This window comes from Pedobacter sp. AK013, assembly GCF_014205835.1.
Lineage (GTDB): Bacteria > Bacteroidota > Bacteroidia > Sphingobacteriales > Sphingobacteriaceae > Pedobacter.
This window is the reverse complement of sequence record NZ_JACHCQ010000002.1, coordinates 218,970-233,358: the sequence shown is the minus strand read 5'-3', so window position 1 is coordinate 233,358 and position 14,389 is coordinate 218,970. Positions and strand designations below refer to the sequence as shown.

Annotated in this window: 12 protein-coding genes; 7 read left to right on the top strand and 5 right to left on the bottom strand. The window is 37.2% G+C overall.

What is annotated here, in order from left to right; genetic code table 11:
- Positions 1-28: 28 nt before the first annotated feature.
- The 3 genes from HDC90_RS02310 to HDC90_RS02300 all read right to left on the bottom strand — a co-directional run bounded on the left by HDC90_RS02310 (position 29) and on the right by HDC90_RS02300 (position 4,744).
- Positions 29-2,122: a M48 family metallopeptidase gene (locus HDC90_RS02310; RefSeq protein WP_184463460.1), complete on the bottom strand. Its 2,094-nt coding sequence runs from the start codon at positions 2,120-2,122 to the stop codon at positions 29-31.
- A gap of 117 nt (positions 2,123-2,239) precedes the next feature.
- Positions 2,240-3,448 (bottom strand): hypothetical protein, encoded by a 1,209-nt coding sequence (locus HDC90_RS02305; protein WP_184463458.1) that lies wholly within the window; start codon positions 3,446-3,448, stop codon positions 2,240-2,242.
- Between the two features lie 15 nt (positions 3,449-3,463).
- Complete coding sequence (locus HDC90_RS02300; protein ID WP_184463456.1) at positions 3,464-4,744, bottom strand: hypothetical protein; 1,281 nt, start codon at positions 4,742-4,744, stop codon at positions 3,464-3,466.
- Positions 4,745-4,893: 149 nt separating this feature from the next.
- On the opposite strand from HDC90_RS02300, the gene HDC90_RS02295 reads away from it, so the two are divergent.
- The 3 genes from HDC90_RS02295 to HDC90_RS02285 all read left to right on the top strand — a co-directional run bounded on the left by HDC90_RS02295 (position 4,894) and on the right by HDC90_RS02285 (position 7,763).
- The gene (locus HDC90_RS02295; protein WP_184463454.1) at positions 4,894-5,067 is read left to right on the top strand and encodes a hypothetical protein; all 174 of its coding nucleotides are present in this window, start codon (positions 4,894-4,896) and stop codon (positions 5,065-5,067) included.
- Between the two features lie 128 nt (positions 5,068-5,195).
- Positions 5,196-7,136: a tetratricopeptide repeat protein gene (locus HDC90_RS02290; protein ID WP_184463452.1), complete on the top strand. Its 1,941-nt coding sequence runs from the start codon at positions 5,196-5,198 to the stop codon at positions 7,134-7,136.
- Positions 7,137-7,145: 9 nt separating this feature from the next.
- Complete coding sequence (locus HDC90_RS02285; RefSeq protein WP_184463450.1) at positions 7,146-7,763, top strand: response regulator transcription factor; 618 nt, start codon at positions 7,146-7,148, stop codon at positions 7,761-7,763.
- Positions 7,764-7,824: 61 nt separating this feature from the next.
- Here HDC90_RS02285 and HDC90_RS02280 read toward each other — a convergent pair whose 3' ends face one another.
- A complete protein-coding gene (locus HDC90_RS02280) occupies positions 7,825-8,202 on the bottom strand; it encodes a helix-turn-helix domain-containing protein (RefSeq protein WP_184463448.1) in 378 nt (125 codons plus the stop codon).
- A gap of 99 nt (positions 8,203-8,301) precedes the next feature.
- Here HDC90_RS02280 and HDC90_RS02275 point away from each other — a divergent pair, with 99 nt between their 5' ends.
- Positions 8,302-9,279, top strand: coding sequence for an NmrA/HSCARG family protein (locus HDC90_RS02275; protein ID WP_221451776.1), 978 nt, complete (start codon positions 8,302-8,304; stop codon positions 9,277-9,279).
- A gap of 148 nt (positions 9,280-9,427) precedes the next feature.
- Entirely contained in the window at positions 9,428-10,300 is an 873-nt protein-coding gene (locus HDC90_RS02270) for an alpha/beta hydrolase (protein ID WP_184463446.1), read from the top strand.
- Between the two features lie 13 nt (positions 10,301-10,313).
- On the opposite strand, the gene HDC90_RS02265 is transcribed toward HDC90_RS02270, so the two are convergent.
- Entirely contained in the window at positions 10,314-10,841 is a 528-nt protein-coding gene (locus tag HDC90_RS02265; protein WP_184463444.1) for a GNAT family N-acetyltransferase, read from the bottom strand.
- A gap of 209 nt (positions 10,842-11,050) precedes the next feature.
- Between HDC90_RS02265 and HDC90_RS02260 the strand changes: the two genes are divergently transcribed.
- Together HDC90_RS02260 and HDC90_RS02255 are read left to right on the top strand one after the other, a co-directional pair.
- Entirely contained in the window at positions 11,051-13,480 is a 2,430-nt protein-coding gene (locus tag HDC90_RS02260; protein WP_184463442.1) for a TonB-dependent receptor domain-containing protein, read from the top strand.
- Positions 13,481-13,528: 48 nt separating this feature from the next.
- The gene (locus tag HDC90_RS02255; RefSeq protein ID WP_184463439.1) at positions 13,529-14,371 is read left to right on the top strand and encodes an AraC family transcriptional regulator; all 843 of its coding nucleotides are present in this window, start codon (positions 13,529-13,531) and stop codon (positions 14,369-14,371) included.
- The last annotated feature ends 18 nt before the right edge of the window (positions 14,372-14,389 follow it).

Here is a 14,389-nt window from a genome sequence, read left to right as displayed (position 1 = left end):
TAATTGTTTACAATAAGTATTGCGTTTTTTATTTATTAAATAACCCTGTACCACTTATAGAACCAACGCCGCTATTAAGGCTCATTCTTCCTTCCATACCAGTACTTGCCCCAGCAGGACCAATCCCTGCTGCAGCTTCTACACTCCCCACAACCACTACATCAGTTACACCGGTTCTATCAATTTCAATATCTGCACCTACACCAGCGCTTACACTTGCCTGTAATGGGCCCAGTTTACCGCCGGCACTTACTTTAGGTCCAATACTAACTGTGCAATTTTTAAAAGAATCGCCAAAACCTGCATGATCCAGATCCTGGTTCAAAGTACCGCTGATCACACCTGCATTAACAGTAGTAGTTAAGCCACTGCAGGTAAGCGTCATCGTGAAGCCGAGCTTCGCACTACCAAATTCGCTATTGATATTGCAGTTGGGATCTTTAAATGCGGTAAGCTTGCCTTCTTTTATTTTACCTGGGCTTGCACAGCCATAGCTCACCTGTAGCACTTTGGCTCTAAAGGACAGGTCTTTCAGCCACTGCCATTTCAAACTGGCATTGATGCCCGGCAACAATTCAGGATAGGTAGTGTAAAGTGATAAATAAGACATTTCGTTCAAATACTGCTTCTGTGCTTCCAGGTATTCTTTGTATAATTCCTCATACTTCGTATTGTATGCAGCCAGGTAAGTATCTATTGCTTTTACAGATTCGTTGCAAAGGTTTTCATTATTTTCTGTTCCGCCTTCGCCCACGTTTTTCCATCTTTCATTTATTTTTTTCATGGTTGCCTCATAATCCTTGGTGTATCCAGCTCCGTCTCCTTTAACGAAGTCAGCAATTTTTTGCAGCACCGCATCTTTCTTTCGCTGCAGGTTCTGCAGCACCATTTTTTCTTTGGCACTCATTTTTTCCGAAAACATCGGCACACCCATAATTTGCATAGCACTACTTTGACTTACCGAACTGGGGTTGGCAAGCGTTTTGTTCATGGCATTCATAAATTGTTTTTGCTGCTCTTCCAAACGCCTGGTCGTTTCCTTTTTCGATTCTTCCGTAATTTTTTGCAATGGTTTGATGGCCTGGTCAATAGCCGAGGTGAATGACTTCCATTGCTCTTCGTACATCTTCATGGCAGCATACGATTTAGGAAATTCCATTGGAAAAAAATTACCAAGGTTCAACAGGTCGTCGCTTTTGTTATTGCGGGGAAAACCCGTATAATCATCAGCACCCGGTGTATAGCCCAATTGTTTTAACTTGTCTTTTCTTGATGGGGTGCTACCCTGCTTAAATGCAGCTTTGGCATAAGTAACAGCGGCAGTTTTATCTCCCTTGTTCTCCGCTATCAGGCAAAGTGTTTCATTGGCTTGCCCATGTGTGGCACAAATCAGCAACGTGCTGTCTAAATATTTACCAGCTTTATCCATATCGCCCAATGCAAACCATGCTTGCCCAATATTGTTAAGGATGGTGCTGTTCTTTTTAAATCGTGTATTCAGGTTATTGAGAATAGGTATGGCCATGTCCGGCGCACCCATCATGGTAAGCATAGACGCATAGTTGTTCAGGTTATCGGTGTTGGTGGGGGCATTTTTACACACCTGAGCCATCATGCTGAGGGCTATTTGTGTACGCCCCTGGATCCAGAACGCTACGGCAGCATTACCCATTTCATCTGTTGTAGCGCCTTTTTCTTTCAATGCTTTATAAATTTCATTGGCCTTGGTTTTTGCAGCAGGCAACACAGCGGAAAAACTGCTGTTGCTCGTGTTATTTACAAATGCATTGATGTTAGCAGTTGTGGGTGTGGCTGCAATAGATGCAATTGCTTTTGTATTTTTTGCAGGAACTAACCCATAGGATACACCGCCATTTTTTGTTGTCTGAGTATTGTTTACCTGTTTTATAGCATTATCCATCTTTAGTCCAATACCATATTGATTGAGCAGACTGTCATAGCCTTTCTTAGCTTTAGGGTCCATTTTTGAGGTTTTCTCATTAAGTTTTTGCATGGCTTCAGCCAATCGCTTTTTATCGGCTTCCATTTGTTCTTTGCTTGGCCTTTGAGAAAAAGAAATGCCACAAATAAACATTAGCATAACTGTGATTAAATATTTCATAGCTTAAATTTTGATGTTTATATTCTGTTAAATGAAGAACTTACTTGTTGCGCATTTGCGGAAATAATAGTTGCCGTCATGCTTAGCAAAGCATATTTTTTTATTTTGACAATTCGTTTAATGTGATTGATAACTATTATCCAGTTTATAAAATAGATTTTGGTTAACGATGTACCCATCAGAACTAGTAGCTGGGTTAGCATCCAGCAAACCTGCAAAAGACACTTGCAGCTTACGTCCGCTTTGCGTTGTGAGTATTATCGAAAAATCTTTTAACTCATACGTTCCTTTGCCAATAGCAAAATCATCTCCCTTTGTAATATTGCTAAATGCCAATCCCTCATTAATATAGGTGCCATCCTTTTTGAAAAAGATAATAGGGCGCTTATTGGGATCGTAGGTTATCTTGTCGAGCAGATTTGATTTGTTTTTATATAAAGACACATCTGACGAGTAGGCTCCTTCAATGCGGAGACCGTTTACTGGCTTGCATTTTTTATAATAATCGCCAGGATTAGAATTGGCATATCGGCCCATGGCGGTGGCTGTTCTTTTGTACAATTCCATGTTACCGAACTTATTCACCAATACCAGTTTATCACCTTTGTCGCTTACCTTACCCCAACTGTCGCTAGATGAAGGGAAATCCTGCTCAACATTATTCAGTCCTTTTTCTGGAAAGTAAAACAAGCATCGGTTATCAGACGATAATACCACATACTGAAATGAATATTCGGCTAACGAGCCACCTACCTTTAATTTATGTGCCATCCACAAATCGTATTTTGGACCGGAAGTTAAATTTTTGGTTTGACCAGCATTATTTGATGCACTTTTTTGTGCAGTGCTTGGCTGTCCTTTCAATACAATTCCACCCAGAAAAGTTTCTATTTCCTTTTGAAAAGCGTTCGTATTAGTGGTACTCACAATGTTCACTAATTTTTTATCCTTGCTGCTACTAATTAAAATTACGGCTCCCTTTATGCCCTCTTTTTCAAAAGGCGATGATCCTATTTTGGTTTCCCAGCCATTGTCGGTACTTCCGGGTTGCATTACTGCTTTTCCATTTCCTAAGGCTTTCTGTATCAATGCCTCCCAACTCATATCAAAATTGGCCTGCGCATTATCTGTAGCATCTATACTTTTGTAAATGGTAATGCTGCAGAATTCTCCTTTGTCGCCTTCCTTAGAAAAGGCAAGCGTTGTGGCTTTTTCACTTCGTTGCCAACCTTTTGGGGTAATAAAATCCACAATATCAAAAGTTTCCCTTTGCGCATAAGCGCTAAAACTGGTACTTATTATGATTAAAAAAAGTAGTTTTTTCATTTCGATTGAATTGATTTATTTAATTGTTATGGGGGCTTGCATACCTAAATTTTTAAGATTACTGTTATATCCTTTGTCTCTACGATAAAAAATGTTGTGGTAAATAAAGTAAACATCAGTTACCGTAGCAGGGTCGCTATCCAAATACCCTGAAAATCCAAATTGCCTTACACGGCCATCATTGTACATTAAAAACATACTATAATCTTCAATTTTGTATTTGCCTTTGCCAGGCGCAAAGGCAGGAAATTCATTAGGTTTATTAACATTAACCACATGTAATCCCCTATCATCAAAGCTCCCGTCTTTATAAAACCAAATGAGACTTTGTATTTCGTTATTGGTAGAAGGTATAAGGCTGGCATATTCAGTATAGGCCCCTTCAATGCGCAAACCATCTACTGGTTTTGATTTATAATAATGTGGCTTGCTGTCAGTATTAATTTGCATTCGAGTAGCCGATTTTTTATCAAAGTAATTTTGATTGTTAGAGATAGGTTCAGTTACATTTAACCTGTCGCCATTCCAAACTGCTTTACCCCAACTTTTATTTTTGTTATAAAATCCCGCATAGCCTTCTACGGGCATAAAAGGGTAATATTTCCCATCGGGGTAAATAATCATCAAGTCGTTTTTAGTAACCGACATTCCTTTCGTCATATCATATTCAGATTTACTTTTCATCCATACTTCTGGTTTAGGCCCTTTAACTATATTGTTATTTACTGATTGTGAATTTGTATTGATAGAATTAACCTTAGGCGTATTTTCTTTTGTATTACTTAAAACATTATCACTATTATTTGTAGCAGTTGCTCTTGTTACATCTACCGATGCAATAAAACTTTCAATATCAGTTTTATACTGATCTGAATTAGAGAGAATACAAATACCTTGCATCTTGCTTTCACCACTAAAGTTGATCAGTATTGCTAGCGTAGCCACCCCATTATCATTGTATTTCGCGGTACCCAGCAAAAAAATCCATCCTTTTAAAGCGGCTTCGGGCTGCATATTAGCAGCACCTGTTACCTTAAATGGTTTTTGCACCAGATTAGACCATGCATAATCAAAATCCTGAGATACCCCTCCCTGTCCGGGCATTACGTTATAAATAAAGATATTGCAATACGCTCCAGTACTTTTGTCTTCTTTATAATAGGTAAGCACATTATCATGCTTTGCCAATTCATATCCTGAAGGAACAGTATAGCCAACAATGCCGAATGTATTTTTTTGTGCAAAAGTTGCCATTGCAAAACACAGACAAAGCAAGGGTAGAAATGAGGTCTTCATGGCCTTAATTAATTAACAGCGTAAAAGTAGAACGACTGGCAAGGCACATCAATCGTTAAAAAAGATGATTTTTAAGGAGGAGGAAATCATTAAAAGATGAAGAAAATTGTTATCTTCAAAATACATTTCTAACTAAAAACTTATTCAAAATGGAACACAAAAAAATGATCAATGAATTGCAGTTGCAAGAATTGACAAAAGAAGAACAAAACAGAATTATAGGTGGCAGTGCTACTGCAGCTCTTGATCTAGATTTAGGAACATCGGAATTATCAAAGGCCGGACATGATACAATGAAAGGTATAATTAGTAATATTAGGTAGAGTGTCAGATTTTTTTAATGATTCTCTTACCTAAGGCTGTCTCAAACTGTAGAGATAGCCTTATCTTTTTTAAAAACCATTAAAAAAGATGATAAAAAACAAAAACTGCTATACCTAATTTGCGCTCAATGAAAAAACTACTTGCAAGCCTATTCGTGCTATTGTGTTTTCTAAATAGCTATAGCCAAGACCTACAAAAAATTGATAGTCTTAAAAGGTTATTGAATCTATCAAAAGAAGATACATCAAAAGTTTCTTTGCTTATAAAACTAACCAAGGCTAATAAAAACAATGATATTGCGTCTGCCTATAAATATTGTTTAGAAGCGATCAATCTCAGTAAAAAACTCAAGTATAATAAAGGTCTTTTTAAGGCGCTAACAGGAGAAATATCACTCATCAGGATTGAAGGAAAAGACAGCCTTGCACTCGAAAAATCTAAAAGACTTGTTCAGTTTGCTGAAAGTACCAAAGATTCATTCAATATTGCTGCTGGTTATTTAACCCTTGGGGGAGTATATGATAATAACGGTGATAATAGAAATGGAGTAGCTTATTGCCTCAAAGGGTTGAGCATAGCTGAGCGGATGAACGATCGGGGGCTGCTACAGGATGCGTATGCTGAATTGCAAAGAATTTATTTTTCGCGATCTGAATTCGATAAAGCTATTATTTATGGACAAAAAGCAATTGATATAGCAAAAGCAATGGGCGATAAAGGTAGGGTAATGATACAATCTTATAATCTTGCTCAAACATACAATCTCACCAAAGCATTTGATAAATCCATCAAGATTTCAAACGAAGTCGTCGAAATGGCAAAGCAAGCGGGAGACAAAAGAGTAGAAGTTTATGCACTTTATAATCTATGTTCCATTAACCTGCGAACCGACAAGCTTAGTGATGCGCTTACTTATGGTAAACGATGTTTGGCAATCTCTAAAGAGATTAGCGATAAAAGTATTCAATCAAATGTCTTGGCTGCACTTGGCTCAATCTATTTACAACGCGGGCAAAATAAAGAAGCTGAAAATAACTTGTTGGAGGCTTTAGCACTGAGAGAAAGAACAGAAGATAAGCAAGGAATAGCAGATGTGCAAAATATCTTGGCGAATGTGTATTTTGCTATGGGACAGCCGGAAAAAGCTTATGCTTTTGAGAAAGCATCAGAAGATTTTTCAGATCATTATAACCAGAGTATTTTAGCTCAGCAGTCATCCGATCTTGAAAAAAAATACGAAACGCAAAAGAAAGAATCTCAAATAAGACTACAACAGGCCGATATCAGGCAAAAAAATATTTTGAACTATGTATTGTTGGGTGGCGTATTGGCGATTTTGATTATATCTCTATTGGGCTATCGCAACTACAAACACCGCCAAAAATTGCAGCAGGCAAAAATTGATGAATTAGAAACGGAAAAACAGCTTACGGCTACTGAGGCTATATTAAAGGGAGAAGAACAAGAGCGTACCCGTTTGGCCAAAGATCTGCATGACGGGTTAGGTGGTATGTTGAGCGGTATAAAATTTTCATTAAATAATATGAGAGAGAACTTAATAATGACCCCTGACAACGTACATGCTTTTGAACGTAGCATAGATATGTTGGATAGTTCCATTAAAGAAATGCGACGTGTAGCCCATAATATGATGCCAGAAATACTAGTGAAATATGGATTAGATGCAGCATTGAAAGAATTTTGTGCAGAAATAGATCGTAGCGGTGTGCTGCACGTAAACTACCAATCAGTAGGGATGCAAAATGCAGACATCCAACAAACCACATCAATTACCATTTATCGCATTGTACAAGAACTGCTGAATAATGCGATGAAACATGCCAATGCCAAAAATGTACTGGTACAGCTCCACCAATCTGATCAGGAAAAACTACTGGCAGTTACCGTAGAAGATGATGGAAATGGCTTTGATGCCGAGCTGTTGAAACAATCTGGCGGAATGGGCTGGCCTAATATTAAAAACCGCGTAGACTTTTTAAAAGGCCGTATAGATCTGCAATCGAATCCGGGTAAAGGTACTTCGGTAATGATAGAAATTAATATTTAAGAGCGAACAATGAAAATAGGCGTTTTTGTAGTAGACGATCATTACATGGTGATTGAAGGCATCCGTTCTTTGTTGCAAAACGAAAAAACGATCGATTGGATGGGCCACGCTACCAATGCAGAATCTTGCCTAAGTTTTTTAAGGCTGCACGAACCTGATGTAATTTTAATGGATATAAACCTGCCCGATAAAAGTGGAATAGATTTATGTAAAGAAGTCAAACAATTATATCCCTCCGTTGCTATACTTGGCCTAAGTACTTTTAACCAACAGACCATTATCAAAAACATGATCGATAATGGCGCTACTGGCTATGTATTAAAAAATGCCACAAAGGAAGAGTTAATGGAAGCCATAAACAGCGTGCTCAAAGGCAAAGTATATTATAGCTTAGAAGTGCTAAGCGCATTGAGGAAACCAGCGCCTAATCAGCTCCTGATAACCCGAAGAGAAAAAGAAGTATTACTGTTAATTGCAGAAGGACTAACCAATGCACAAATATCAGAAAAACTCTTTATCAGCATACCAACGGTAAATACACATCGCAAAAGTTTGTTAGAAAAATTTGATGTAAAAAATACGGCTATGCTAATTGGCAAGGCTACAAAGCTGGGACTGCTTGAATAATACATTAAAATTGAGCTTAAATGAGGTTCGGGCCAATTTTTTGAAGTATTTCTGTAAAAATCTATATGCCAGATGTTAAAAACTCTCCCTTTTCTAATACGATCTGATTTCCCCATAAGGTAATTGCCTCCAAAACGGGTATGAATGTCTTCCCAAAATCTGTAAGACTATAAATTACTTTAATAGGTGGCTTTTTACCATAAACTTTTCTTAATACCAGTCCATCTTTTTCTAGCTGTTTTAGCTGTAAACTCAAGGTCATTTCTGTAATATGTGGTACTTCTTTCCGAAGTTCATTGTAACGTTTTTCTGTATCCTTTAAATGATATAGGATCACCGTTTTCCATTTACCACCTATCAAATCCATTGCAAGGCTCACCGTACAGGGATAAACCTTCCCTCCTAATTTTACATTATCAGCAATACATTCTGTTTTCATCGGTAATTTTTTGGCCTATCGTTTTGGATAGTTATTGCAAATTTAACTTACTAAAGATAGTTTTGCAACTATAATTTTTATAGTTTAAATAAATAGATATTGAAATCAGATTTAATTGTACAAGAGGCAATGGAACAAAAAGTAAAACCGCTAATTACGATAGTTGGCGTTTTAGGGAAGCAAGGCCTGAGTGCTGCACATACGCTATTAGAAAGCGGACGGTATCGCGTGCGTGGCATTACCCGCCGGATTGACTCACCTGAGGCACAGCTTTTAGCCCAAAAGGGAGCAGAACTCATTAGTTTGCCGCTTAATCTAGGTTATAAAAAAGATTTTGCTGAAGCATTCCAGGGATCGTATGGTGTTTTCATGATGACACCAGGTATTGCTCCTCCGCAAACTCATGAGACGGAATTGGGCATACAACTAGCTGATGCAGCAGTTGAGGCGGGAGTGCAACATGTTATCTTTGGCAGCCTGGAAAATGTAGATAAAATTACGGAGGGAAAGAAATTTGCGCCGCATTTCACAGATAAGGCCATAATTGAAGAATATATACGTACACTTCCAATCACAAGCTCTTTTATCTACATGGCTTTTTTCTATACCAACCTTATGGAGTTTTACCCTCCCCGTATGGAGGGAGATACACTGGTGTTCCCTATTTATTTGCCAAAAGACTTCCGTGCACCATTTGTAGATCCCCTTACAGCCACAGGCCCAGCTGTACTCGAAATTTTTTCGCATCCAGCGTACTATAAAGGGAAGTCATTGCCGGTAATCGGCGATATCATCTCTCCACAAGAGATGGTTGATACTTTTGTCCGGGTTACAGGAAAGAAGGCTGTTTATAGTTCGGCGTTTACGCGGGAGCAGATGCTTCATCATTTCCCGGAATTTGGTACTAACGAACTTTTGGTTAATGAAATTCTCGGAATGGCAGAATACGCAGTTGAATATGGTTATTTCAGAAAAGACCGTGATTTGCAATGGAGTCGGCACCTGAATGATAAAAGCATTACCTGGGAACAGTTTTTACGGCGTACAGGCTGGCAAGGAGAGAAACTTGTATTTTAATTGCTTACCCTTATACAATCATAAATGTAAATTCGGACACTCCAATCCGTATCAATTTTATCAGGCCGATTGAAAATTGTATTTTTCCAAAAAAAATATACACAAGTTGAGTGTATCTCATTATAGCGTGTATCCTATTAAGAAATATATGAATAAAGCATTTTTAATTCTTCTTTTAACTTTTTGTACGGCCGTAGTTTTCGGACAAAAAAATAGACCAGCAGATACTGCTAAAAATAAACCTTTTGTTTTAGGCCTAATAGATGAAATACAATCAAAAGCACTTGCTGAAAAGAGAATTTTAAACATATATCTTCCAGAAGGTTATAAACAAAATGATACTACAAGGTATCCGGTAATCTATTTGCTTGATGGTTCTGCCGATGAAGATTTCATTCATGTTGTAGGCCTTGTACAGTTTAATAGTTTTGAATGGGTAAATCAGGTTCCAAAATCAATTGTGGTTGGCATTGCAACCGTCGATCGTAAAAGGGATTTCACTTTTCCTACATCAATTGAGCGCGATAAGAAAAGCTACCCAACAACAGGCCATTCTGATCAATTTATTTCCTTTATCGAAAAAGAGCTTGAGCCTTATATTCAGTCAAAATATAAAACGAATACAAGCAAAACCATTATCGGCCAATCTTTAGGAGGCTTGCTGGCAACAGAAATTTTAATCAAAAAACCTGCACTTTTTAATCAATACATTATTATTAGCCCCAGTTTATGGTGGAATAATGGCTCATTGTTAAATCAGGATTCAAAATTGAGTGAAAGTGCTTTTAATCAACAAACCACGGTTTATATTGCTGTTGGTAAAGAAGGCCTAACACCAACCGCAATACCCCGGGTAATGGAAGTAGATGCCAATCTATTAGCCGAAAAAATAAAAGGTTTCAAAAACAAAAATGTACAAGTATATTTTGATTTTTTACCACAAGAGAACCATGCTACAATTATGCATCAGGCGGTTTCCAATTCATTTAAATTTTTATATCCTGTAACAAAAAAAGAATAAGTTTTATTAGATACTAAATATCCAACTCCAGGTGGATATCTTCAGGTTCTTCAGCAAACAAAACTTGATCTAATTCTAATACCAGCCGTGCTCCTCTTTTTAAATAAAAATCGACTGTATTTTTGGTAGGCGTTGCAGAGATATAAAGTTTTTCTGCACCGAAGTTTTTTGCGGCCTGTTTACATGCATCTAAGAGTTGGCTGGCCACCCCTTTCCCCTGGTAAAGTTTACTTACATAGAGGATATCCATTTTACAATAATTTAGCAATAAGCCTCTTTTTTTATTTTCAACCGAAGCAATAGCGATCATTTTTTCCGCATCAAAAGCACTAAAAACCTGCCCGCCATTTTCTATTAATTTGATTTGACGGCTGATAATTGCTTTCAATTCATTCTGCTCAAAGCCCAAAACGCTTTCACGATGCGGGACCAGATTCAACTGGTTGTTACGAAACTGATAAATTCCGAAAATCTCTTCTGAGCGGTCGATTTCCCTGGTGCGCTCTACTTCGTGTTTTTCTAGATTTCTAATAGATAACATTAATTTGTGCAAGTAGATTTGTTTACTCAATTTATAAATATTTTCTATACTTTTTATCTAAAATAAGTCAAGTATTGATGGTATAATTTTGTACAGAATAAGTGCATAATTGTACAGAAAAGAAGGCCAACTTCTCCTATACTTTTGTATTGCTCATAAACATGCTTTATCAGCAACACACAATGAAAAACACTAAATTTATAATATTCATGCTGTTTTTTATAGCATGGGACTTATACGGAATGGCACAGGGTAGCAATAGGGTAAGTGGAAGACTTCGTGATGCAAAAATGAACGAAATTATACCATTTGCAACGGTTTCTTTATCTGCTTATGGTACTAATGCGCTGATCAAAATAGCAGAGACAGATTCGGCTGGTAATTTCAACATCACAGGTATTCCAAATGGTATTTACTGGCTTAAGGCAGCATATATTGGTTATAAAACATTTATCAAAGATAGCATTAAAGTTTCGGCAGAAAGTAATCAGATAAATCTGGGTGAGCTTAGAATGAATGCCTCCGACCAGAATATACTCAAAGAAATTACAGTAAACGCAACAAAAAACAATGAACAGATCGGTCTTATTAAAAAGAAATTTTCGGTAGAACAAAGCCTCATCGGTAAGGGAGGTACAGCTACCGATTTATTACAGAATATTCCTACACTTAGTATTGATGGTAGCGGGAACCTGAGTTTGCGTGGTTCTTCAAAATTGAATGTGCTGATTGATGGGAAACCTTCGTTAATTGGCGGTGGCGATATTATGCAGATCCTACAGTCCATTCCAGCCGCATCAATTGAAAGTATAGAGTTGGTAACCAACCCCTCTGCTAAATATGAAGCCCAGGGCGATACAGGTTTTATCAATATTGTTTTAAAGAGGAACCAGAAATTGGGGTTTAATGGTTCGGTAAATGCTTCAGCAGGTACAAGAAATAATTATACAAGTGGATTGAGCTTGAGTTTTGAGAATAGTAAGGTAAATGTTTACACGAATTATGATTTTCAGCACAATAATATATTTAGCAACGGACATCAATATCTACAGTTTTTAAATCCAACAACGGATGTTTTATTCTCTAATGAAACCTTTCCATCTGCCACCATAACTAATGCCCACAACATAAAAGCCGGAATAGATTATTACATCACGCCCAAGAGTTTGTTAAATTTTTCTGGTGGATACAACGTCAATAGCAATAATAAAAATGAATGGCTTGAAATCAAACAGTTCAGTGCAGCCAGATCTCCCCTGCAGTTAATCAATAATACCAACACAACAAAGGGGAACGGAAGAACGTATAACCTGAACCTGGATTTTGTAAAAACCTTTAACAAACCAAAAGAAGAGCTTACTTTTAGTATTGGTTACGCGCATGGTAATGGAAATATTGACCAATATTTTTTTTCGGATATTTATAATCTACATGATCAGGCAACAACTTACAACACGAGCACTGTTCATCCTGTTAACAACAATCGCAACAGTTATTATAATGTGCAGATAGATTATACATTGCCGGTTGGAAAGGGAAGTTTAGATGCTGGCTACCGGAGCCAATGGAGGTTGGACGAACGAAATCAGATAGTTTACAGATTAGATAACAATGCATTGCGTTATAGCGAATATTATCCTTACAGGGCGTATTTTAACGGACATAATCAAATTCATGCATTTTATATCAATTACCAAAATCAGATAAAAGACTTTAATTATTTAGTTGGCCTGAGAACAGAATATGCCAATCTGGACGGATATGTAAATGGATACAATTTATATAGCGATCCATTATATACCCCTGTGAAAGTACGCAATCTAAGGTTATACCCTAGTGTAACGCTTACAGAGAAAATTGAAGAAAACAGCCAGTTACAGTTAAGTTACGTGCGCAGGGTTACACGGCCTACACCACGTAATTACAGTCCGATACCCGATATTTCAGATCCCGTAAATTTTGATGTGGGCAATCCGAATATTTTACCCGAAGATATACATGCTTTCGAGTTAAGCTACCATAAAAGCTGGAGCAGGGTAAATCTAAGTTCGAGCTTATATTACCGCAAAACAAACGATTATATTGCACATGTAGAAAGTGCGCCTGTAAATGGGGTAATTACTACAACTTCTACCAATATAGCAAATGCTTATACCGGAGGATTTGAAATAATTAGCCGCTTTAATGTGGTAAAAAGCTGGGATTTTCTTATTAATGCCAATCTCTACAATAACCACACAGATGCGGCGCCTCAATTTAATATAGCAAAGAGCAGTGGTTTGAGCTGGAACGCCAATATCACCAACAATTTTACTGTAGTTAAAAATATTTCTTTACAATTACGGGGAAGTTACCAGGCACCTTTTAAAACCGCTCAAGACAGAAATTATGGCAGTTTTGCATTAGATGCAGGTAGCAAAATCAATCTGTTCCACAGTAAAGTATCATTATCCTTAAGCGGCAGGGATATTTTAGCAACAAGGAAATGGAGCTTTTTGAGAGATGGCAATGGGGTTTTACTTGATTTTGAAAGAAAAACAATTGGTGCGAGGGGAAGTATCAGCTTTGCATATAATTTTGGAAAAGAGATCTTCCAGAAAAAGAACATTGAACATAGTGCCGAAAAGCAGGAGAATTAAGGGGGTATCTTAATCTTCGTAATTTCATTTTATCATTATCTTTAATATATGGCAAGAGAACATTTATACAGGCTTTTCGAAATTAGTTTTAAAAAATTCGATATTTTTCCTAAAGCGGTCTATAAAAATAATTTTTTTAAACTGGTTTATATTATTGAAGGCACCGGGGTTCATACCATGAATGGGCACAGTTTTAATTACCGGCCAGGCAATATGTTTTTAAGCACCCCCGCAGATCAATATACTTTTAGCACCCATTCTTCCACTACTTTCTTTTTCCTTCACTTTAATGATGTATATGTCAAACCGAGGATGGATAAAGATAACGACTGGGTGCAGCGGATGGAACAGATTCTTCAAAATGCCAGTCATAGGCCCGGCTGTATCTTAAAAAATGGCGTAGATAAACCTTTGGTTGCGGCAATGATTGATTGCATTAGAAAAGAAATGGATTATGAGCAGATTTACCATAATAAGATTATTCAGCAGATTGTAAATACGCTGTTGCTCATTATTGCCAGGAACATCGCCTTAAAATTGCCAAAAAATGTAAAAGAAAATACCGGCGAGCCTGTACTTGATATTCTTCATTATATCCAGGAAAATATACGCAGTCAGGAAAATCTGAGAGTGGAAAAAATAAGTGACAATCTTAAAATTTCAGCAAATTATTTAGGACGCTATTTTAAAAAACAGACGGGCGAAACCTTACAGCAATATATTTCTAATTATAAGGTAAGATTGATAGAAAATAGATTATTAAGTAGCGATATGCGTATCAATGAAATAGCCTATGAATTAAATTTTACCGATGAAAGCCATTTAAACCGGGCATTTAAAAAACTCAGAGGGATTAGTCCTACCGCTTACAGAAAGAAATTCGCTTCTTAATCACCGCCTTAATCTTAA

What these genes read in the sequence shown, in the direction of transcription:
- HDC90_RS02310 (WP_184463460.1), bottom strand. Translation starts at nt 2,122, where the DNA reads ATGAAATATTTAATCACAGTTATGCTAATGTTTATTTGTGGCATTTCT.
- HDC90_RS02305 (WP_184463458.1), bottom strand. Translation starts at nt 3,448, where the DNA reads ATGAAAAAACTACTTTTTTTAATCATAATAAGTACCAGTTTTAGCGCT.
- HDC90_RS02300 (WP_184463456.1), bottom strand. Translation starts at nt 4,744, where the DNA reads ATGAAGACCTCATTTCTACCCTTGCTTTGTCTGTGTTTTGCAATGGCA.
- HDC90_RS02295 (WP_184463454.1), top strand. Translation starts at nt 4,894, where the DNA reads ATGGAACACAAAAAAATGATCAATGAATTGCAGTTGCAAGAATTGACA.
- HDC90_RS02290 (WP_184463452.1), top strand. Translation starts at nt 5,196, where the DNA reads ATGAAAAAACTACTTGCAAGCCTATTCGTGCTATTGTGTTTTCTAAAT.
- HDC90_RS02285 (WP_184463450.1), top strand. Translation starts at nt 7,146, where the DNA reads ATGAAAATAGGCGTTTTTGTAGTAGACGATCATTACATGGTGATTGAA.
- HDC90_RS02280 (WP_184463448.1), bottom strand. Translation starts at nt 8,202, where the DNA reads ATGAAAACAGAATGTATTGCTGATAATGTAAAATTAGGAGGGAAGGTT.
- HDC90_RS02270 (WP_184463446.1), top strand. Translation starts at nt 9,428, where the DNA reads ATGAATAAAGCATTTTTAATTCTTCTTTTAACTTTTTGTACGGCCGTA.
- HDC90_RS02265 (WP_184463444.1), bottom strand. Translation starts at nt 10,841, where the DNA reads ATGTTATCTATTAGAAATCTAGAAAAACACGAAGTAGAGCGCACCAGG.
- HDC90_RS02260 (WP_184463442.1), top strand. Translation starts at nt 11,051, where the DNA reads ATGCTGTTTTTTATAGCATGGGACTTATACGGAATGGCACAGGGTAGC.
- HDC90_RS02255 (WP_184463439.1), top strand. Translation starts at nt 13,529, where the DNA reads ATGGCAAGAGAACATTTATACAGGCTTTTCGAAATTAGTTTTAAAAAA.